The 21423-nt window shown below is 59.2% G+C and carries 14 protein-coding genes and 1 other RNA gene; 7 read left to right on the top strand and 8 right to left on the bottom strand.

Going from position 1 to position 21423, the window contains the following annotated elements; translation table 11 throughout:
* Positions 1-186 precede the first annotated feature (186 nt).
* Entirely contained in the window at positions 187-501 is a 315-nt protein-coding gene (locus tag AC3WP4_RS20625; protein ID WP_102616090.1) for a helix-turn-helix domain-containing protein, read from the top strand.
* A gap of 182 nt (positions 502-683) precedes the next feature.
* Here AC3WP4_RS20625 and ffs read toward each other — a convergent pair.
* The 6 genes from ffs to AC3WP4_RS20595 form a co-directional block, all read right to left on the bottom strand.
* Positions 684-780, bottom strand: an RNA gene (gene ffs, locus AC3WP4_RS20620) — signal recognition particle sRNA small type.
* Positions 781-1079: 299 nt separating this feature from the next.
* Positions 1080-2246: a zinc-binding metallopeptidase family protein gene (locus AC3WP4_RS20615; protein WP_102616672.1), complete on the bottom strand. Its 1167-nt coding sequence runs from the start codon at positions 2244-2246 to the stop codon at positions 1080-1082.
* 154 nt (positions 2247-2400) lie between these two features.
* Entirely contained in the window at positions 2401-4758 is a 2358-nt protein-coding gene (gene ligA / locus AC3WP4_RS20610; protein ID WP_102616673.1) for an NAD-dependent DNA ligase LigA, read from the bottom strand.
* A gap of 234 nt (positions 4759-4992) precedes the next feature.
* Positions 4993-5847: a cell division protein ZipA gene (zipA, locus tag AC3WP4_RS20605; RefSeq protein WP_074875062.1), complete on the bottom strand. Its 855-nt coding sequence runs from the start codon at positions 5845-5847 to the stop codon at positions 4993-4995.
* A gap of 258 nt (positions 5848-6105) precedes the next feature.
* A complete protein-coding gene (gene smc, locus AC3WP4_RS20600) occupies positions 6106-9594 on the bottom strand; it encodes a chromosome segregation protein SMC (protein ID WP_102616674.1) in 3489 nt (1162 codons plus the stop codon).
* A gap of 2 nt (positions 9595-9596) precedes the next feature.
* Entirely contained in the window at positions 9597-10256 is a 660-nt protein-coding gene (locus AC3WP4_RS20595; protein ID WP_102616675.1) for a GntR family transcriptional regulator, read from the bottom strand.
* A gap of 266 nt (positions 10257-10522) precedes the next feature.
* Between AC3WP4_RS20595 and xdhA the strand changes: the two genes are divergently transcribed.
* The 4 genes from xdhA to guaD all read left to right on the top strand — a co-directional run bounded on the left by xdhA (position 10523) and on the right by guaD (position 16668).
* Positions 10523-11977, top strand: a complete 1455-nt coding sequence (gene xdhA / locus AC3WP4_RS20590) for a xanthine dehydrogenase small subunit (protein ID WP_102616676.1) — start codon at positions 10523-10525, stop codon at positions 11975-11977.
* On the top strand, positions 11970-14369 hold the full coding sequence (gene xdhB, locus AC3WP4_RS20585; RefSeq protein WP_074875055.1) for a xanthine dehydrogenase molybdopterin binding subunit: 2400 nt from the start codon (positions 11970-11972) through the stop codon (positions 14367-14369). Before xdhA ends, xdhB begins: the two co-directional genes overlap by 8 nt.
* A 128-nt stretch (positions 14370-14497) precedes the next feature.
* Positions 14498-15355 (top strand): xanthine dehydrogenase accessory protein XdhC, encoded by an 858-nt coding sequence (gene xdhC, locus AC3WP4_RS20580; RefSeq protein ID WP_102616677.1) that lies wholly within the window; start codon positions 14498-14500, stop codon positions 15353-15355.
* A gap of 8 nt (positions 15356-15363) precedes the next feature.
* Entirely contained in the window at positions 15364-16668 is a 1305-nt protein-coding gene (guaD, locus tag AC3WP4_RS20575) for a guanine deaminase (protein WP_102616678.1), read from the top strand.
* A 172-nt stretch (positions 16669-16840) separates the two neighbouring features.
* Here the strand turns inward: guaD and AC3WP4_RS20570 are convergent, their stop codons facing one another.
* Positions 16841-17605 (bottom strand): GntR family transcriptional regulator, encoded by a 765-nt coding sequence (locus AC3WP4_RS20570; protein WP_008146364.1) that lies wholly within the window; start codon positions 17603-17605, stop codon positions 16841-16843.
* A 358-nt stretch (positions 17606-17963) separates the two neighbouring features.
* On the opposite strand from AC3WP4_RS20570, the gene AC3WP4_RS20565 reads away from it, so the two are divergent.
* Entirely contained in the window at positions 17964-19154 is a 1191-nt protein-coding gene (locus AC3WP4_RS20565; protein ID WP_102616679.1) for a benzoate/H(+) symporter BenE family transporter, read from the top strand.
* Positions 19155-19297: 143 nt separating this feature from the next.
* Here the strand turns inward: AC3WP4_RS20565 and AC3WP4_RS20560 are convergent, their stop codons facing one another.
* Entirely contained in the window at positions 19298-19642 is a 345-nt protein-coding gene (locus AC3WP4_RS20560) for a YggL family protein (protein WP_007896965.1), read from the bottom strand.
* Positions 19643-19875: 233 nt separating this feature from the next.
* On the opposite strand from AC3WP4_RS20560, the gene dacB reads away from it, so the two are divergent.
* Positions 19876-21336, top strand: coding sequence for a D-alanyl-D-alanine carboxypeptidase/D-alanyl-D-alanine endopeptidase (dacB, locus tag AC3WP4_RS20555; protein ID WP_074875047.1), 1461 nt, complete (start codon positions 19876-19878; stop codon positions 21334-21336).
* Positions 21337-21423: the final 87 nt, after the last annotated feature.

The following is a 21423-nucleotide window of genomic DNA, read 5'->3' as shown; positions in this document are numbered from 1 at the left end:
CTCCATGAACAGCGTTTGATGGCCTCCTGACAGCAGAGATCAACTAACCTTAAAGGCCCCAAATCTCCATTTCGCGCGGCGATTCTACGAAATGCATCACATTTTGCAAAGCAAGGTGATGGATCATGCAGTTGTCTAATGCAAAAATCTATCGTTAAGTTCTTGATTCTAAATGGGAATTAAGCGATGCAAATTTCAAGTTTGGGTGCGGCCATTCGGCGCTACCGCAAGGTCGCTGGGCTTACTCAGGCTGAACTCGGTGAAAAAACCGGTTTTGACCCCAAAACCATCAGCCGCTTCGAAACCGGCACCTACACCCCCAGCATAGAAACCTTGTTCCTGTTTGCCGATGTGTTGGGTGTGAAGCTGAAAGCCTTTTTCGCAGATTTAGGCGATGAAGATGAACAGCGGGCGTATCTGTTCGGTGTCATACATAAAGCCACCCCGAAGGATCTGGGAAAGCTGATTGCAGCGGTTGACCAGGCCTTGTCCAAGCCTTAGCACCAAAAATAAAAAAGGAGGCCGAGCTGTCGCACTCGACAGCTCGGCCTCCTTTTATATGCACGCCCTGAAAAGCGGAAACGAGAAAACACCGCCCTGGACGAGATCCATGGCAGAGCAACAGGTATGTGTTTTTGAGACAGATAACGCGAAAGAGGATTCGCGGTGCGTTATGGAGGCAACCCCACCAGCCACACCCCGGCACACAATGTTCCCGCTGTGGCTGCTTCCTTCCGGATCTGACCAGGTTCACGGGTAATCGTTGCGGGGGGACCGATGGGGTCACCATAACGACGCTCACCTGACGGCGAGCCGCGCCATTGTACCTATCTGAGACGAAGTTACAACCGTTCGGGCGGATTAAAAATATGTGCCGCTTCAAGGACATGCATATCTCTTGAAAAGATCGCGACCTGTAGCAGCTGGCGTAGCCTGCGTTCGGCTGCGCAGCAGTCGTCAGTACGGTGATCGTGGTTTGCCTGAAAAACCGCACGGTCTGTTTTTACGGCTGCTGCGCAGCCGGACGCGGCCTCGCAGGCTCGACCGCTGCTACATTAAGTGAGCGCCGTGGCGGGGGGTTACAAGTCCTGCAACACCTCATCCGCCCGGCCGCCCTCCTGCTGGATCACCAGATGGATGAAGTGCAGCTTGGCGATCACTGCCGGCGGCAGGACAAACGGATAGAAATCCGGCTGCCCCATGCTGCGCGACAACTCATTGAGCATGCCCGCCAGTTCGATCCACGCATTGACGAACGACAGGAACGCCGCGCCGCCGGGATGCTGTGGGTCGTAGAGGGTGCTTGGAGGAAACGGCTGATAGTCGAAATCCATCTCCCGGGCACTCATTCCGAACCCCAACGCCGTATCCACTGCATCCATCATGTGCAGGTAGTGAGCCCAGGTTTCGGCCCAATCCTCCCACGGATGCATGGTCGCGTAGGCGCTGACGTAATGTTGCTGCCAATCGAGCGGTGCGCCTTGCTGATAATGCCGTTCGAGAGCGTCGGTGTAGCTGGCGCGCTCGTCGCCGAACAGGCTGCGAAATGGTTCCAGCCATTGGCTTTTGGCGATCAACCGATCCCAGTAGTAATGCCCGACTTCATGCCGAAAATGTCCGAGCAGCGTGCGATAAGGTTCGTGCATCTGCACCCGAACCTGCTCGCGATGAGCGTCGTCGGCTTCCTTGATATCGAGGGTGATCAGACCGTTGGCGTGACCGGTGGTTGGCGGCTTGCCTTCGAGGTCGACACCAATGAAATCGAAAGCCAGCCCCGTCTCTTCGTCCACGGTTTTGGGAATCACCTGTAAACCCAGGCTGACCAACTGTCCGACCAGACGACGCTTGGCCGTTTCAACCTTGCGCCAGCGTTCGTGGTTTTCGGCAATCGACAGGTCGGGAATGGTGTGGTTCAGGCTACAGGCGATGCATAACGCATCGTGGTCATTGGCGGGCAATAGCCAATTGCACGCGGCCGGGGAATCGAGGTTGGCGCAGCGGCGAAAGACCCCAGCGTCGGGATCGGCGTCGAGCAACCAGGTATCAGCCTGCAAGCCGGGCTGCAGCGACGACAGGCGACTTTGCTCCGGTTGATAACCCAACGCCGCGGAACACGCCAGGCACTGGCTGTTACGAAAAAACAGCGACTGCCCGCAACGGCACTGCCAGACCTTGCTGTTGCGCGAGCTTTCGCCGATGAAAGGCGCGGCGATGCGTGAACTGAGCTGTTCGAAGAAGCGGTACATGACGATCTCTCCCTGAGGCTTGCCAAGACTAGATCATTACTCGCGGATGATCGTTCCCACGCTCTGCGTGGGAATGCCGCCCCGGACGCTCCGCGCCCGCTGTGACGCAGAGCGTCACGGGATGCGTTACCACGCGGAGCGTGGGAACGATCGACTAAACAGAAATACCGTGTTTTTTCAGGAACTCGACAAACGCTTCTTCATCGAGCACTTTCAATCCCAGCTCATTAGCCTTCGTCAACTTGGAACCTGCACCCGGCCCAGAGACCACACAATGAGTCTTGGCCGACACTGAGCCCGCCACCTTGGCACCGAGGCTTTCAAGTTTGTCCTTGGCGATGTCGCGGCTCATCAACTCCAGCGAACCGGTCAGCACCCAGGTCTGCCCGGCCAGCGGCAAGCCTTCGACGACTTTCTTCTCGCTCTGCCAATGCATGCCGAAATCGCGCAGCTGTTTCTCGGCGGCTTCGGCAATCTGGCGATTTTGCGCAACCGCAAAAAACTCTCGAACCGAAGTGGCCTGTTTTTCCGGCAGTGCCTGGCGCATATCCAGCCAGTCGGCGCTGAAAACACCCTCAAGCGAACCAAACTTGTCCGCCAGCTTCTGCGCCCCGCCCGGCCCGACCGAAGGAATGTGCAGCTTGTCGAGGAAGCCACCCAACGTAGTGCTGGCGGAAAACTCGGCACCGAGTTCTCCCTGATCCTGAATCTGCATGCCGTGCTTGAGCAGATCCTTGATCACCTGCTGGTTATGCGCATCTTCGAAGAAGCTGTGAATCTCATGAGCCACTTCCAGACCCACATCCGGCAAATACGTAAGCACTTGCGGCAAGGCTTGCTGAACCCGCTCCAGCGAGCCGAGAGAACGCGCCAGTACCTTCGCCGTCTCTTCGCCGACATCGGGAATCCCGAGGGCGTAGATGAAGCGCGCCAGGCTTGGGTGCTTGCTGTCTTCGATGGCGCTGAGCAAGTTCTTGCTCGACAACTCGGCAAAGCCTTCCAGATCGACAATCTGCTCGAACGTCAGCGCGTACAAATCAGCCGGCGAACTCACCAGCCCTTCGTCCACCAGTTGCTCAACGCTCTTTTCGCCCAGGCCTTCGATGTCCATGGCGCGACGGGAGACGAAGTGAATGATGGCCTGCTTGAGTTGCGCACCGCACGCCAGACGACCGACGCAGCGGTACACCGCGCCTTCGCTGACGGTCTCGCGACCTTTGCTGCGCTTGACCAGTTGCGTGCGCTCGACATGCGAGCCGCAGACCGGGCATTTCTCGGGAATCTGTACTGGCCGTGCGTCGTCCGGACGGCGCTCGATGACCACTTGCACCACCTGCGGAATGACATCACCAGCGCGGCGAATGATCACCGTGTCGCCAATCATCAGGCCCAGGCGCGCCACTTCGTCCATATTGTGCAACGTCGCGTTGGCCACGGTCACACCCGCGACCTTGACCGGCTTCAAGCGCGCCACCGGCGTCACTGCACCGGTACGACCGACCTGGAATTCCACATCGAGCAATTCAGTGAGTTCTTCCATCGCCGGGAATTTGTGCGCGATCGCCCAGCGCGGTTCACGAGCACGGAAACCCAGCTCACGCTGGGAGGCAATGCTGTTGACCTTGAACACGACGCCGTCGATTTCGTAGGGCAGCGAATTTCGGCGCTCACCGATGTCGCGGTAATAATCCAGGCATTCAGCGATGCCGTGAGCCAGTTTCAACTCATGGCTGATCGGCATGCCCCAAGCCTTGAGCTGCTTGAGATTGCCAATGTGCGTATCCGCAATGTCGGCCGAAATCTGACCGAGGCCATAGCAGCAGAACTCCAGCGGACGGTTGGCGGTGATCTTCGAATCGAGCTGGCGCAAGCTACCCGCCGCCGCGTTGCGCGGATTGGCGAAAGTCTTGCCGCCGACTTCCAGCTGCGTGGCGTTGAGGCGCTCGAAACCGGCCTTGGACATGAACACTTCGCCGCGCACTTCCAGGGTCGCTGGCCAGCCAGTACCGTGCAGCTTGAGCGGAATGTTGCGCACGGTACGGACATTGACGCTGATGTCTTCGCCAGTGGTGCCGTCGCCACGAGTCGCGCCGCGCACCAATACGCCATCCTGATACAACAAACTGACCGCCAGGCCATCGAGTTTGGGTTCACAGCTGTATTCCACCGCCGCGCCGCCGCCGAACAAGTCGCCCACCGGCAGGTCGAGACCTTCGGTTACCCGCCGATCGAACTCGCGCATGTCGGTTTCTTCGAAGGCGTTGCCGAGGCTGAGCATCGGCACTTCGTGACGCACCTGTGTGAACGCCGACAGCGCCGCACTGCCGACGCGCTGGGTTGGCGAGTCGCTGGTGATCAGTTCGGGATGGGCCGCTTCGAGGGCCTTGAGCTCGTGGAACAACCGATCGTATTCGGCGTCCGGAATACTCGGCTCGTCCAGCACGTGGTAGCGATAGTTGTGCTGATCGAGTTCAGCGCGCAGCTCTAGAATGCGGTTTTTGGCGGCGGTCATGGGTGTTCTCTCATAAAGCAAAAGAGCAGCCGAGGCTGCTCAATTTTCTAATCACGATAGCCTGATGGCTTGCACTTTGTGGCGAGGGGGCTTGCCCCCGTTCGGCTGCGAAGCAGTCGTAAAACCAGAGAGTGCGATGTATTTGAATAACGGAGCTACCTAAATGAAGGGGCTGCTTCGCAGCCCAACGGGGGCAAGCCCCCTCGCCACAAGAGCCCGCTCCAACCTTTTGAATCAACGTTTCTGGGTCAGGGCGCGGCGTTCGAATTCAACGATGCGCTGACGGTAATGCTCAATCGTCTGGGCGGTGAGCACGCTGCGCTGGTCGTCTTTCAGTTCGCCGTTCAGCTCCTGGGACAGTTTGCGCGCCGCGGCCACCATCACGTCGAAGGCTTGCTTGGGATGACGCGGGCCTGGCAGACCGAGGAAGAAGCTCACTGCCGGTGTGCTGAAGTGGTCGATGTCGTCCAGATCGAAAACGCCCGGCTTGACCGCATTGGCCATCGAGAACAGGACTTCGCCATTGCCAGCCATGCTTTCATGGCGGTGGAAGATGTCCATCTCGCCGAAACGCAGACCGCTTTCCAGAATGTTCTGCAACAGCGCCGGACCTTTGAAGCCGGCGGCGTCGCGGCAGATCACGCTGATCACCAGCACTTCTTCGGCTTGCGGTTGTTCCTTCTCGCTGGTCGAACTCGAAGCCTTGGTGTCATCCGGGAAATCGTCGTCCCGACTGCTGAAGCTCGGGCCGCCGTCCAGATCCAGACTGAGGTTCATGTCGCCTTGCGAAGGCTCGCCATGGCCACGCTTGCCGCGCTTGGAACCCGACTCACGCGGCTCACGGGCAGGCATGCTCACCGACGGCAGATCGTGCTCGTCCAGTTGCGGCTCTTTATGTGTGTCCAGCACACGGGGCGGGCCCAACAGCTCGGCGCTGGTGTCCTCGTCCGGCAAGTTGGACAAACTTCGGTCGAGACGGAATTTCAGTTTCCCCTTGCCGCCGCGCATGCGACGCCAGCCATCGAAAAGAATACCGGCAATGACAATAATGCCGATGACGATCAGCCACTCGCGCAGACCGATTTCCATGTAATCCCGTGCCTCTATAAAAAATGCTGAAAAATAAGGGGTTTACATTGTGTAAACCGCTTTAAAACGTGGCGCCAACCCTATGTTCTGACAGGCGTTTTGCCCACGTATACGAAAAATTGACATTAAACTAGCACGACCAAAGGCAACTTTACACCGTCTGTCACAATGGCTTGCGCGAATATGTCGATTGGCCAGCAAGTCAGGACAGGTAAATAAGTCCTACAACTCACAAATACCTCTCCTACAAACGCCGACTCAGGCATCCACCATCGCCATCGCCTCCTCGACATCCACTGCCACCAGACGCGAGCAACCCGGCTCGTGCATCGTCACCCCCATCAGTTGCTCGGCCATTTCCATGGCGATCTTGTTGTGGGTGATATAGATGAACTGCACCGTCTGCGACATCTCCTTGACCAGCCGTGCGTAGCGTCCAACGTTAGCGTCATCCAATGGCGCGTCAACCTCATCGAGCATGCAAAACGGCGCCGGATTCAACTTGAAGATGGCAAAAACCAGAGCCAGGGCTGTCAGGGCTTTTTCGCCACCGGAGAGCAAATGGATGGTGCTGTTCTTCTTTCCTGGCGGCTGCGCCATGATCGTTACCCCTGTATCGAGTAGATCTTCGCCCGTCAGTTCCAAATACGCGCGTCCTCCACCGAAAACTTTTGGGAAAAGGGCCTGTAAACCGCCATTGATCTGATCAAAGGTATCTTTGAAGCGGTTTCGGGTTTCCTTGTCGATCTTGCGAATCACGTTCTCGAGCGTGTCCAGCGCTTCCACCAAATCGTCGTTCTGCGCATCCAGATAACGTTTACGCTCGGATTGTTGCTGGTATTCGTCGATGGCCGCCAGGTTGATCGCACCGAGACGCTGAATTCGCGCGGCGATGCGTTCGAGTTCTTCTTCGGCGTCTTTCTCGTTGGCGTCGGCCACCAGGGTGGCGAGCACGCCGTGGAGGTCGTAACCGTCTTCCAGCAACTGATCTTCCAAGGTCTTGCGGCGCACGGTCAGGGCCTGCCATTCCATGCGCTGGGTTTCCATCTGCCCTCGAATCAACTGCGATTGCTGCTCGGCCTGGTTGCGACGTTTTTCCGCATCGCGCAATTCGCGGTCAGCGTCTTCCAGAGCGATCTGCGCCGTCTTGAGTTCTTCGTCGACGGTCATGCGCTTGTCGAGCAGTTCTTCAAGTTTCAACCGCAGTTCTTCCAGCGGCGCCTCGCCCTCTTCCAGGTTGAGACTGAGCTGTTCGCGCTTCTCGGTCAGGCGCTCGGATTGCATTTCCAGCCGTTCCAGCGCCTGACGCGTCGAGTCGTGCTGTGCCTTGAGCGACCCCAGACGCACCGCCAGTTGATGGGCGTGATCCTTGTGCTGCCGGGCTTCTTGCCGCACCCGATCAAGTCGCTCGCGCAAGCTGTCACGCTGGGCCAGCAGTAACTCGCGCTGCTCGGTGTCCAGCGCCATGCTGTCGAGGGCTTCCTGCAATTGCAGACGCGCCTCGCCGATATTTTCGTGCTCCAGAGCGCGTTGCTCAGCCAACTCCGTGAGCTCTTCGTCCAGGCGTGTACGGCGCAAGGTCAGTTGTTCGGCCTTGGCTTTACCGGCGGATAATTGCGCCTTCAACTCACCTTGCTGACGGGCTTCGTCTTGCAGCAGACGGCGCAGATGCTCGCGACCGTTTTCCTGCTGACGCTGTTGCGCCCTGAGGTTCTGAAGTTGGGTTTCCAGGGTTTCGACCGTGGCTTCGCGCTCTTCGCGCTCAAGGCCCAGACGCTGGATTTCCTGACCACGAGCCAGCACGCCGCTTTCCGCTTCGCTGGCACGGCGGACACGTAAAAAGTGCCGACCGACCCAATAACCATCGCGACTGATCAGGCTTTCGCCAGGTGCCAATTGACCACGCAAGGCCAAAGCCTGTTCAAGACTGTCGACCGGTTTGACCTGCCCCAGCCATGGCGACAAATCAATCTGCGCCTCGACCTTATCGAGCAAGCTGCCCGCCACTCGCACGCCATCGCTGCCGGGACTGAGCAAGCGTAAATCGCCCTGGGCAAAACCGGCCAGATCGAAATCGCCGAAGTCATCCACCAGCACCGCTTGCAGGTCGGCGCCGAGCACGGTTTCTACCGCCAACTCCCAACCGGCGTCGACTTTCAGGCCTTCGGCCAGACGCGGTCGGTCGGCCAGATTCTGTTCACGCAACCATTCGGTGGTGCCGGTGCCCGGATCGAGTGCGGCTTGTTGCAAGGCTTCAAGGGAGGCGAGACGACCGTTCAGACGCTGTAAATCGCCTTGGGCCTGTTGCTGCGCCGTCAGCGCGTGCTGCAATTCCTGACGCAGTTGTTCAAGCTTTTCGACCTGAGCTTGTTCACTGGTCTGCAAATCCTCAAGCGTCGCTTCGGATTCAGCGAGCTGCTCGCTGAGTTCCATGATCGCCGCGTCTTCCGGGTCTGCCGAGAGCAACGCGCGCTCCTCGCCCAGACGCTTCTGACGATCGGCCAAACGCTCCATGCTGGTTTCCAGCTGCTGGATGCGCGATTGCTGAACTTCGGATTGGCGACGCGGTTCGGCGGCCGTCAGGTTGAAGGTGTCCCATTGCTCTTGCCAGGCGTGCATGGTGGTTTCGGATTCTTCCAGCGCGGCGGCAGCCTCTTCGGCGGCGGCGCTGGTGACTTCCTGTTCGGGGGTGAGCATGTCCAGCTCTTCGCCCAAGGTCAGCAGCAAGGTGCGGTCGTGACCCAGGTGCGACTCGGTTTCCAGACGCGCCCGCTCGGCTTCTTTCAGATCGTCCTGCAGTTGGCGCAGGCGTTGTTGACCGTGCTGGATGCTCTGTTCGACCCGGGCAATGTCGCCACCGACCGAATAGAAGCGCCCCTGCACCAGATTGAAGCGTTCGGACAGGTCGTGGTGCCCGTCCCGCAAGCGTTCGATAGCCGCATCGGCGTTACGCTGCTCGGCCACCAGCGCTTCGAAGGTGACTTCCTGATTGCCGATGATCGCTTCGCGCTGACCGACCTGTTCATTCAACGCCTGCCAGCGCAGGGCCGACAGTTGGGCCTTGAGCTGACGCTCCTCGCCTTTGTATTCCTGATACTTCTTGGCGGCCTCGGCCTGGCGGTACAAGCGTTCAAGCTGGCGCTCGAGCTCTTCGCGCAGGTCGGTCAGGCGGGCCAGGTTTTCGTGGGTGCGGCGGATGCGGTTTTCGGTCTCGCGCCGGCGCTCCTTGTACTTGGAGATGCCCGCCGCCTCTTCAATAAAGTTGCGCAGGTCTTCGGGCTTTGACTCGATCAGCTTGGAGATCATCCCCTGCTCGATAATCGAGTAGCTGCGCGGGCCCAGGCCGGTACCGAGAAAGATGTCAGTGATATCGCGACGGCGGCATTTGGTGCCGTTGAGGTAGTAAGTGGTCTGGCTGTCGCGGGTCACTTTGCGGCGAATGGAAATTTCCGCGTAGGCCGCGTATTCGCCGAGCAGGGTGCCGTCGGAGTTATCGAACACCAGCTCGATACTTGCCTGGCTCACCGGTTTACGGCTGGTCGAGCCGTTGAAGATGACGTCGGTCATCGATTCGCCGCGCAGGTTCTTGGCCGAACTCTCGCCCATCACCCAGCGGACAGCGTCGATGATGTTCGACTTGCCGCAACCATTGGGCCCGACCACCGCCGCCATGTTACTGGGGAAGTTCACCGTGGTCGGGTCGACGAAGGACTTGAACCCCGCCAGCTTGATGCACTTTAGCCGCACGCTCAGGCGTCCGTCAGGGCAGAAACCACCAGATCACTGCTGCGCTGGGCATACGCCGTCAGCACAAGGCGGATCTGCGGAAAATCACGGGCAAGCACGGCGGCGAGCAAACGTTCGAACAGTTCAAGGAACTCGCTCATCGAGGCCTTGCGCTGATCCAGGGCGAGGAAATACGCGCGGCTCATCGCTGGCTGCAGATTCTCGACGGTTTCCTGCAAGTACGGGTTGTTGGCGAACGGGTACGCGGCGCGCATCACACTGAAGCTGTCATCGACAAATGTGCGAATGTCCTGGCGCTCATAGCTGGCCGTCAGACGCTGCTGGATTTGCACGAACGGCGCCATGTCGGCCTGGACTTGCCAGCCGCTGGCCACTGCATTGCCCAGCAGGATGTAAAGCTCGCTCATCAGCGTGCACAGGCTCTGGACCTTGTGGGCCGTCAGCTCGGTCACATGGGCGCCACGTCGCGGCAGGATCGCGATCAAGTGGCGGCGCTCGAGGATCAACAAGGCTTCACGGACCGAACCGCGGCTGACATTGAGGGCCAGCGTGACCTTCTGTTCCTGGATGCGCTCCCCGGGCTTCATTTCGCCGCGAATGATACGTTCGGCGAGGTGGTGAGCAATTTGCTCGGCGAGGCTGTCCGGCGCCTTGAACGTCATGGTTGTCCTTCAAACTCTTCGATTTGCACAAGCGGCGCAGTGTAGCGCAATTGATACGACATGGCGGAGTGCCCACTCAGCGGTTTTTGGCACGAATCCAGCAAAAAGCAGGCTATCCCGAGAGGGTCAATAATGAAGGAACGAGTCGTTGATCGACAAAATGCTATTTCCTGACCTTTAAGTCAGAAAATCATTGACCGAAAAGTCAGACCTGATAAATTCGGTTCAAGTCGGTTAACAACAATAATGAGTCTGCGAGGCCTTCCGTGATCCAGTTTTTACTTAACCAGGAACTCCGTAGCGAGCACGCCCTGGACCCAAACCTGACCGTGCTCAATTACCTGCGCGACCATGTGGGCAAACCCGGCACCAAAGAAGGCTGCGCCAGCGGTGACTGCGGCGCCTGCACCGTGGTGGTTGGCGAGCTGCAAACGGATGACGATGGCCGCGAACACATTCGCTATCGCAGCCTCAACTCGTGCCTGACGTTCGTTTCGTCATTGCACGGCAAACAATTGATCAGTGTCGAAGACCTCAAGCACCAAGGCGAGCTGCACAGCGTGCAAAAAGCCATGGTCGAGTGCCACGGCTCGCAATGCGGTTTTTGCACACCCGGTTTCGTCATGTCGCTGTTCGCGCTGCAAAAGAACAGCGATCAACCGGATGCTCATAAAGCTCACGAAGCACTGGCCGGCAACCTCTGTCGCTGCACTGGCTATCGGCCGATTCTGGCGGCCGCCGAACAATCCTGCTGCGGCAAGCAAACGGACCAGTTCGACGCCCGTGAAGCCGACACCATCGCTCGCCTGAAGGCCATCGCCCCCACCGATATCGGCGAACTCAACAGTGGCGACAAACGCTGCCTGGTGCCGCTGACCGTGGCCGATCTGGCTGACCTCTATGACGCCTATCCACAAGCCCGCCTGCTGGCCGGCGGTACGGACCTGGCGCTGGAAGTCACACAGTTCCACCGCACCCTGCCGGTGATGATCTACGTCGGCAATGTCGCCGAGATGAAGCGCATCGATCGCTTTGACGATCGCCTGGAAATCGGCGCCGCCACCACCCTCTCCGATTGCTATGAGGCCTTGAAAGCCGAGTACCCGGACTTCGGCGAACTGCTGCAACGCTTTGCTTCCCTGCAGATCCGCAACCAGGGCACCCTCGGCGGCAACATCGGCAATGCCTCGCCGATCGGTGACTCCCCGCCCCTGCTGATTGCCCTCGGTGCGCAGATCGTTTTGTGCAAAGGCGAAGTCCGCCGCACGATGGCGCTGGAAGATTACTTCATCGATTACCGGGTCACCGCCCGTCAGGAAAGCGAGTTCATCGAAAAGATCATCGTGCCGCGTGCCAGCGCCGAACAACTGTTCCGCGCCTACAAAGTCTCCAAGCGTCTGGACGATGACATTTCCGCCGTTTGCGCCGCGTTCAACCTGCGCATCGACAACGGCGTGATCGCCGACGCTCGCGTAGCGTTCGGCGGCATGGCCGCGATTCCGAAACGTGCGAATAACTGCGAAACGGTGTTGCTCGGCGCGCCATTCAATCACGACACCGTTGAACGCGCCTGCGCTGCACTCGCCGAAGATTTCACACCGCTCTCGGACTTCCGCGCCAGCAAGGAATACCGCCTGCTCAGCGCGCAGAACCTGTTGCGTAAATACTTCATCGAACTGCAAACACCGCACATCGAGACTCGGGTGACCGCTTATGTCTAATCATCACGCTGTAGAGAAGACCCAAGCCGAATTGGCTGAACTGTTCGCCAAGGACCTGACCACCGGTGTCGGCCGCAGCGTCAAGCACGACAGCGCCGCCAAGCACGTGTCCGGTGAAGCGCAGTACATCGACGACCGGCTGGAATTTCCGAACCAGTTGCACGTTTACGCACGCCTGTCGGACCGTGCCCACGCGAAAATCATCAGCATCGACACCAAGCCCTGCTACGCCTTCGAAGGCGTGCGCATCGCCATTACCCACGAAGACGTGCCAGGCCTGAAAGACATCGGCCCCTTGCTGCCGGGCGACCCATTGCTGGCCATCGATGACGTGCAATTCGTCGGTCAACCGGTACTGGCCGTTGCGGCGAAAGACCTGGAAACCGCACGCAAAGCCGCGATGGCCGCGATCATCGAATACGAAGACCTCGAACCCGTTCTGGACGTGGTTGAAGCCCTGCGCAAACGCCATTTTGTGCTCGACAGCCACACGCATCAGCGCGGTGATTCGGCCGCTGCCTTGGCCACGGCGGAACATCGTATCCAGGGCACATTGCACATCGGCGGCCAGGAACACTTCTATCTGGAAACCCAGATCTCTTCGGTGATGCCGACCGAAGACGGCGGCATGATCGTCTACTGCTCGACGCAGAACCCCACCGAAGTGCAGAAGCTCGTCGCCGAAGTGCTCGATGTGTCGATGAACAAAATCGTCGTCGACATGCGCCGCATGGGCGGTGGTTTCGGCGGCAAGGAAACCCAGGCCGCGAGCCCCGCGTGCCTGTGCGCAGTGATCGCGCACCTCACCGGCCAGCCGACCAAGATGCGCCTGCCGCGGGTCGAAGACATGCTGATGACCGGCAAGCGTCACCCGTTCTACATCGAGTACGACGTGGGCTTCGACAGCACTGGTCGGCTGCATGGCATTGCCCTGGAACTGGCCGGTAACTGCGGTTGCTCGCCGGACCTCTCGGCATCGATTGTCGACCGCGCGATGTTCCATGCCGACAACTCTTATTACCTGGGCGACGCGACCATCAACGGTCATCGCTGCAAGACCAACACCGCGTCGAACACCGCTTACCGTGGTTTCGGCGGCCCGCAAGGCATGGTCGCCATCGAAGAAGTGATGGACGCCATCGCCCGCCATCTGGGCCTTGATCCGCTAGCGGTGCGCAAGGCCAACTACTACGGCAAGACCGAGCGCAACGTCACCCATTACTACCAGACCGTCGAGCACAACATGCTCGAGGAAATGACCGCCGAACTTGAAGAAAGCAGCCAGTACGCCGAACGCCGCGAAGCGATTCGTCGCTACAACGCCAACAGCCCGATCCTGAAAAAAGGCCTGGCGCTGACCCCGGTGAAATTCGGTATTTCCTTCACCGCCAGCTTCCTCAACCAGGCCGGTGCGCTGATCCACGTCTACACCGACGGCAGCATCCACCTGAACCATGGCGGCACCGAAATGGGCCAGGGCCTGAACACCAAAGTCGCGCAGGTCGTGGCTGAAGTGTTCCAGGTGGAAATGGACCGTGTGCAGATCACCGCGACCAACACCGACAAGGTGCCGAACACCTCGCCGACCGCCGCTTCCAGTGGCGCTGACCTGAACGGTAAAGCCGCACAGAACGCAGCTGAGATTATCAAGAAGCGCCTGGTGGAGTTTGCCGCGCGGCAGTACAAAGTCAGCGAAGAAGACGTGGAATTCCACAACGGTCATGTTCGCGTTCGCGATCACATCCTGACGTTTGAAGCGCTGATCCAGCAGGCGTATTTCGCCCAGGTTTCGCTGTCGAGCACCGGGTTCTACAAAACTCCGAAAATCTTCTACGACCGTAGCCAGGCGCGGGGCCGGCCGTTCTATTACTACGCCTTCGGCGCAGCGTGCTGCGAGGTGATCATCGACACCCTCACCGGCGAGTACAAAATGCTGCGCACCGATATCCTCCACGACGTCGGCGACTCACTGAACCCGGCGATCGACATCGGTCAGGTCGAGGGTGGTTTCATCCAGGGCATGGGGTGGCTGACCATGGAAGAACTGGTGTGGAACAACAAGGGCAAACTGATGACCAACGGCCCGGCCAGCTACAAGATCCCGGCGGTGGCGGACATGCCGCTGGACCTGCGGGTGAAGCTGGTGGAAAACCGTAAAAATCCGGAAGACACGGTGTTCCACTCCAAGGCCGTGGGCGAGCCGCCGTTCATGCTCGGCATCGCGGCGTGGTGTGCGATCAAGGACGCCGTGGCCAGTCTGGGCGACTACAAGCATCAACCGAAAATCGATGCGCCGGCGACACCGGAGCGGGTGTTGTGGGGCTGTGAGCAGATGCGGCAGTTGAAGGTGGCGAAGGCTGTTGAAGCCGAGGCTGAGTTGGCTTCGCTCTAAACAGCGGCGCGGCCAATCGCCAGCAGGCTGGCTCCCACAGGATTTGCGTATGTGGACACCACAAACCCTGTGGGAGCTAGCCTGCTAGCGATGACGGCCGAACAGACAACAGAAATGTTGAGGTGAATATGTACAACTGGATCGACGCCCTCGCCGACCTGCAATCCCGGGGTGAACCCTGCGTGTTGGTCACCATCATCGAAGAGCTCGGCTCGACGCCGCGTAATGCCGGCTCGAAGATGGTCATCAGCGCCAACCAGACCTTCGACACCATCGGTGGCGGGCATCTGGAATACAAGGCCATGCAAATCGGCCGCGAGATGCTGGCCAGCGGCAAGCAGGACACGCACCTTGAACGCTTCAGCCTCGGCGCCAGCCTGGGACAATGCTGCGGCGGCGTGACCGTATTACTGTTCGAACCGATGGGCCAGGTTCAGGCGCAGGTCGCCGTGTTCGGTGCCGGCCACGTCGGCCGGGCGCTGGTGCCGCTGCTCGCCAGCCTGCCCTGCCGGGTGCGCTGGATCGATTCGCGGGAAGCCGAATTCCCGGAACAGATCCCCCACGGCGTACGCAAAATCGTCACCGAAGAACCGGTGGACGAAATCGATGACCTGCCCGCTGGCAGCTACTGCATCGTCATGACCCACAATCACCAACTCGACCTCGAACTCACCGCTGCGATCCTCAAGCGCAACGACTTCGCCTACTTCGGCCTGATCGGTTCGAAGACCAAACGGGTGAAATTCGAACATCGCTTGCGTGACCGTGGTTTCGACAGCGCCGTGCTGCAACGCATGCGCTGCCCGATGGGCATCGGCGAAGTCAAAGGCAAGTTGCCTGTGGAAATCGCCATCTCCATCGCCGGCGAAATCATCGCTACCTATAACGCCAATTTCGGCCAGCACACTGCCCGCGCCGGATCATCGATCGCCAAACTGCTGCCTGCCTCACGCCGCAACCAGGCTTCGAACCAAGCCACGAATTGAGAACGACAATGCCTTTGACTCGCAAAGCCTACCGCGCCGCCATTCTGCACAGCATCGCCGACCCCGCCGAAGTGGGCATCGAAGCCTCTTATGAGTATTTCGAAGAAGGCTTGCTGGTGGTCGATAACGGCCAGATCAGCGCCCTTGGTCACGCCAGCGACTTGCTGCCGACCCTGCCAGCCGATATCCAGATCACCCATTATCAGGACGCGCTGATCACCCCGGGCTTCATCGACACCCACATTCACTTGCCGCAAACCGGCATGGTCGGCGCCTATGGCGAACAGCTGCTGGACTGGCTCAACACCTACACCTTCCCGTGCGAAAGCCAGTTTGCCGACAAGAATCACGCTGACGAAGTCGCGGACATTTTCATCAAGGAACTGCTGCGCAACGGCACCACTACAGCCCTGGTGTTCGGCAGCGTGCATCCGCAGTCGGTGAACTCATTCTTTGAAGCCGCCGAACAGCTGGACCTGCGGATGATTGCCGGCAAGGTGATGATGGACCGCAACGCGCCGGACTACCTGACCGACACCGCCGAAACAAGCTACGTCGAAAGCAAGGCGCTGATCGAACGCTGGCACGGCAAGGGTCGCCTGCACTACGCAGTCACCCCCCGCTTCGCCCCGACCAGCACCCCGGAACAGCTGACCCTCGCCGGCCAGTTGCTCAGCGAATTCCCAGACCTGTACATGCAGACCCACATCAGCGAAAACCTCAAGGAAATCGAGTGGGTCAAGGAACTGTTCCCGGAGCGCAAGGGCTACCTGGACGTCTATGACCACTACAAACTGCTCGGCGAACGTTCGGTATTCGCCCACGGCGTGCATCTGTGCGATGACGAATGCGCGCGACTGGCGGAAACCGGCTCGGCGATCGCCTTTTGCCCGACGTCGAACTTCTTCCTCGGCAGCGGCCTGTTCAACCTGCCGATGGCCGAGAAGCACAAGTTGAATGTGGGCATCGGTACGGATGTCGGTGGCGGCACCAGTTTCTCGCTCCTGCAAACGCTGAACGAAGCGTACAAGGTGATGCAGCTGCAAGGTGCGCGACTGAGCCCGTTCAAATCGTTGTACCTGGCGACCCTCGGCGGTGCTCGTGCGCTGCGTCTGGAAGACAAGATCGGCACCCTGCAACCGGGCACTGATGCGGACTTCCTGGTACTGGACTACAACGCCACGCCACTGCTGAGCTATCGCTTGAAGCAGGCCAACAACATTGCCGAGACGTTGTTTGTGTTGATGACGCTGGGGGATGACCGGACGGTGTTGCAGACGTATGCGGCGGGGAATCAGGTGCATCAGCGCTAGTTTTCTTCGGGCATAAAAAATCCCCCGTACTCTTCAGTCCGGGGGATTGATCGTTCCCACGCTCCGCGTGGGAATGCAGCCCGGGACGCTCCGCGTCCCAATCCAGAACCGAACGCAGAGCGTCCGTTGAGGCATTCCCACGCAGTCCGGGGAAACGATCAGTGTCAGGAAGTCAGAGTTTCGCAGCAGGCCGCCCTGGCTTTTTGGTCTGCAACAAATGCGAGAACACCGCATGCAAATCATCCGACGCGCTTTCTTCGTCGAGGTTGAGTTTGCTGTCGATGTGATCCATGTGATGCATCATCAGATCCACCGCCAGCTCAGCGTTGCGCGCTTCGATGGCGTCGATCAACTGGGTGTGCTCGTCGTAGGAACAGTGGGAGCGATTGCCGCTTTCATACTGGGCAATGATCAACGAAGTCTGGGACACCAGGCTGCGCTGGAAGCTGATCAGCGGCGCGTTTTTCGCCGCTTCGGCCAACTTCAAGTGAAACTCGCCCGACAGACGAATACCGGCGCCGCGATCGCCACGAGAGAAGCTGTCGCGTTCGTCGTTGACCATCTGGCGCAACTCGGCAATCTGCTCGGCAGTGGCGTGCTGCACCGCCAATTCAGTGATCGCACGCTCCACCAGACGCCGGGCCATGAACACCTGGCGAGCCTCTTCGACACTCGGGCTGGCCACGACAGCGCCACGGTTCGGCCGCAACAGCACGACGCCTTCATGGGCCAGGCGCGACAACGCGCGGCGAATGATGGTGCGACTGACCCCGAAAATTTCCCCCAGCGCTTCTTCGCTCAACTTGGTACCGGGCGCCAGACGCTGTTCGAGGATGGCCTCGAAAATATGCGCGTAGACGATATCGTCCTGGGTACCGCTGCGGCCGGCTTTGCCTGCTCGCGGTTGTTTCTTGAGGGGTTGCAACTGTTCGTTCATGGGCACTCGAGTCGGAAGAACTGCGGCGAATTGACCGTGACTGTAATACGGCACAGTGGGTCGCTGGCAAGTATCGCGTAAAAAACACTGCGATTGTACACAATGGATGGTGGCAACACGACTGTACGGCTGTTTGTCACTTCCGCTGTATTGCAACGACTCCTTACGTTTGAGTTTAGGCTTGAACGCAGAATCCGCCGCCTAAATGCAATCCCCTGTGGGAGCGTGGCTTGCCCGCGAAGGCGTCGTGTCAGTCAACATTGATATCGACTGACACGACGCCTTCGCGGGCAAGCCACGCTCCCACAAGGTTCAGCGTTGATTCGACATCTTTATCAGAACAAGGAACACCGCTGTCATGAACGACGCCACGCACACGCAGATCCGCCCTTTTGCCGATACGTCGCCTTCTGCGATCGTCGCCGGCTTCATTGCGATGATGACCGGTTACACCAGTTCGCTGGTCCTGATGTTCCAGGCCGGGCAAGCGGCGGGGCTGACCAGCGGGCAGATTTCCTCGTGGATCTGGGCGATCTCGATTGGCATGGCGGTGTGTTCGATCGGCCTGTCCCTGCGTTATCGCACACCGATCACCATCGCCTGGTCGACACCCGGCGCGGCGTTGCTGATCACCAGTCTGGGCGGCGTGGCCTACGGCGAAGCCATCGGCGCCTACATTACCTGCGCGGTGCTGGTGACGATCTGCGGCCTGACCGGCAGCTTCGAGCGGCTGATGAAAAAGATTCCAGCGGCATTGGCCGCGGCCCTGCTGGCGGGGATTCTGTTCAAAATCGGCAGCGAAATCTTCGTCGCCGCGCAGCATCGCACCGCACTGGTGCTGGGCATGTTCTTCACTTACCTGGTGGTCAAACGCCTGTCGCCGCGTTACGCCGTTCTCGCCGCGCTATTGATCGGGACGGCACTTTCCGGGCTCATGGGCCTGCTGGATTTCAGCGGTTTTCATCTGGAAGTGGCGACGCCGGTCTGGACCACGCCACACTTCTCCTTCGCCGCGACCATCAGCATCGGTATTCCGCTGTTTGTCGTAGCAATGACCTCGCAGAACATGCCCGGCATCGCCGTATTGCGCGCCGACGGTTATACCGTACCGGCTTCACCGCTGATCACCACCACAGGCATCGCTTCATTGCTGCTGGCACCGTTCGGTTCCCACGGGATCAACCTGGCAGCCATCAGCGCGGCGATTTGCACCGGGCCGCATGCCCATGAGGATCGCAACAAACGCTATACGGCGGCCGTGTGGTGCGGGATTTTCTACGGGATTGCCGGGGTGTTCGGCGCGACACTGGCGGCACTGTTTGCCGCGCTACCGAAAGAACTGGTGCTGTCGATAGCGGCACTGGCGTTGTTTGGCTCGATCATCAATGGCTTGAGCATCGCCATGAGCGAAGTGAAGGAACGTGAAGCGGCGCTGATTACCTTTATGGTCACGGCGTCGGGGCTGACGCTGTTTTCCATTGGTTCGGCGTTCTGGGGGATTGTGGCGGGGGTTCTAACGATGGTGATTCTGAACTGGCGCAAAAGCTAAAAGCACGCAGCCTCGTTTCACTCGACAGCTGCTACATGGATTGCATTGCCATGTAGCAGCTGTCGAGTGAAACGAGGCTGCGATCTCTTGATCTTCCGGGCATAAAAAAACGGCGACCCTTGGGTCGCCGTTTTTTTACAACATCAAGCTACCGGATTGATCGGCTTTTCCGGGTACCAGACGTCGATCAGCGGGCTGACAGTCGCTTCGGTCAGTTCGCTGCGGCCTTTGAGCCAGGCTTCAACAGCAGCACGCTGCTCTTCGGACACCGAGCCACGCTTCTGCAGGCAAACCAGACCGAAGTCGTCGCCGCCAACATAGCCCAGACCGTTGGCTTCCATGGCTTCTTTGAGGAACGCGTCGAGGAAAGCATCAATGGCTTCATCAGCCAAATCTTCTTTGAAATCCAGGTTCAGTTCGAAACCCAGCTCTTGAAATTCATCGACGCACAGTTTTTTGCGCAGACGCTGGGAACGGTTAGTCGCCATTGGAACAATCCTCATAAGTAATAACGGGCGGCACTTTAGCAGTTTAAGGCGCCGATTGCCCGTTTCTCTGGGCTGCAAGCCCTACCGTCGGTAAAAAATAGCGGATTGGAAGGCCAGCGCACGGCACAAGCCGCTACACCTTGGGGCATAATGCCGACACTTTCATGACCGCTGAGGGAATTTATCTTCATGCCCTCGTCTTTTTCCCCCTCGGCTGTAGGGTTTTATTTCAGATGATCAAATCTTTGCGTCCACTGTTACTGGCCGGTTTTCTGCTCCCACTGGCCTTCTCTGTTTCCGCCGCCCAGATCAATACCGCGCTGTCGCCCAACGTTGAAAAAGCCCTCAAGGCCAGCAAAATGCAGGACAACGCCCTGTCGCTGGTGATGATCCCGCTCAACGGCCCTGGCACCCCGACGATTTTCAACGCTGACGTCTCCGTCAATCCGGCCTCGACCATGAAACTGGTCACCACGTACGCGGCGCTGGAAATGCTTGGCCCGAACCACCAGTGGAAAACCGAGTTCTACACCGACGGTACGCTCAGCGGCGGCATCCTCAACGGCAACCTCTACCTCAAGGGTGGCGGCGATCCGAAGCTGAACATGGAAAAACTCTGGTTGCTGATGCGTGACCTGCGCGCCAACGGTGTGACGCAAATCACCGGCGATCTGGTACTGGACCGCAATTTCTTCGCACAACCGCAATTGCCGCAGTTCAACGACGACGGCAATGACGATAACAAGCCGTTCCTGGTCAAACCTGACGCGCTGATGGTCAATCTCAAGGCCCTGCGCTTTGTGGCGCGCAACGACAACGGCCGGGTGCTGGTGTCGGTGGAACCGCCGATTGCCAGCATTCGCATCGAAAACCAGGTCAAAGCCGTCAATTCCAAGCAATGCACCGGTGGCGTGCGTTACAACCCGGTGACCCAGCCCGATGGCAGCGTGACCGTGACGGTTGGCGGCCAGTTGGGCGAGGGTTGCAGTTCCCAGACCTACCTGTCGCTGCTCGACCACGCGACTTACACCGCAGGGGCCGTACGAGCAATCTGGAAGGAACTGGGCGGCAGCATTCAGGGCGTGGACCGTATGGCGCCAACACCCAAAGGCGCCAAGGTCCTGGCTCGGGCTTTCTCGCCGGACCTGGCGGAAATCATCCGCGACATCAACAAATACAGTAACAACACCATGGCCCAGCAGCTGTTCCTGAGCCTGGGTGCGCAGTACCGCACCGAGGCCGACGGTGACGATGCCAAGGCTGCACAGCGTGTCGTGCGTCAGTGGCTGGCGAAGAAAGGCATCACCGCGCCACATCTGGTGATGGAAAACGGTTCCGGCCTGTCCCGTGCCGAACGAGTGAGTGCGCGTGAATTGGCCGGCATGCTGCAAGCAGCCTGGAAAAGCCCGTATTCGGCCGAGTTCATCAGTTCGATGCCGATTGCCGGCACCGACGGCACCATGCGCAAACGCCTGAAGACCACGGCGATGCGCGGTGAAGCGCACATCAAAACCGGCACCCTCAATACCGTGCGGGCGATTGCCGGTTTCAGCCGCGACATCAACGGCAATACCTGGGCGGTCGTGGCGATCCTCAACGACAAGGCACCGTTTGGCGCGTCGTCGGTACTGGATCAGGTGCTGCTGGACCTGTATCGCCAACCGAAACTGCCGCAAACGGCTTCGGTGCTCTAACCCCCACACCTGATCGTTCCCACGCTCTGCGTGGGAATGCAGCCCGTGACGCTCCGCGTCACTGGACGCAGAGCGTCCCTAGAGGCA

The sequence above is a fragment of the Pseudomonas sp. FW305-20 genome, assembly GCF_058788075.1.
The sequence above is the reverse complement of the archived record's forward strand: the minus strand, read 5'-3'. Positions and strand labels throughout refer to the sequence as shown.

Bases quoted from the DNA above. Each gene is read 5' to 3' on its own strand.
- AC3WP4_RS20625 (WP_102616090.1), top strand. From the start codon at position 187: ATGCAAATTTCAAGTTTGGGTGCGGCCATTCGGCGCTACCGCAAGGTC.
- AC3WP4_RS20615 (WP_102616672.1), bottom strand. From the start codon at position 2,246: ATGTACCGCTTCTTCGAACAGCTCAGTTCACGCATCGCCGCGCCTTTC.
- ligA (WP_102616673.1), bottom strand. From the start codon at position 4,758: ATGACCGCCGCCAAAAACCGCATTCTAGAGCTGCGCGCTGAACTCGAT.
- zipA (WP_074875062.1), bottom strand. From the start codon at position 5,847: ATGGAAATCGGTCTGCGCGAGTGGCTGATCGTCATCGGCATTATTGTC.
- AC3WP4_RS20595 (WP_102616675.1), bottom strand. From the start codon at position 10,256: ATGACGTTCAAGGCGCCGGACAGCCTCGCCGAGCAAATTGCTCACCAC.
- xdhB (WP_074875055.1), top strand. From the start codon at position 11,970: ATGTCTAATCATCACGCTGTAGAGAAGACCCAAGCCGAATTGGCTGAA.
- xdhC (WP_102616677.1), top strand. From the start codon at position 14,498: ATGTACAACTGGATCGACGCCCTCGCCGACCTGCAATCCCGGGGTGAA.
- guaD (WP_102616678.1), top strand. From the start codon at position 15,364: ATGCCTTTGACTCGCAAAGCCTACCGCGCCGCCATTCTGCACAGCATC.
- AC3WP4_RS20570 (WP_008146364.1), bottom strand. From the start codon at position 17,605: ATGAACGAACAGTTGCAACCCCTCAAGAAACAACCGCGAGCAGGCAAA.
- AC3WP4_RS20565 (WP_102616679.1), top strand. From the start codon at position 17,964: ATGAACGACGCCACGCACACGCAGATCCGCCCTTTTGCCGATACGTCG.
- AC3WP4_RS20560 (WP_007896965.1), bottom strand. From the start codon at position 19,642: ATGGCGACTAACCGTTCCCAGCGTCTGCGCAAAAAACTGTGCGTCGAT.
- dacB (WP_074875047.1), top strand. From the start codon at position 19,876: ATGATCAAATCTTTGCGTCCACTGTTACTGGCCGGTTTTCTGCTCCCA.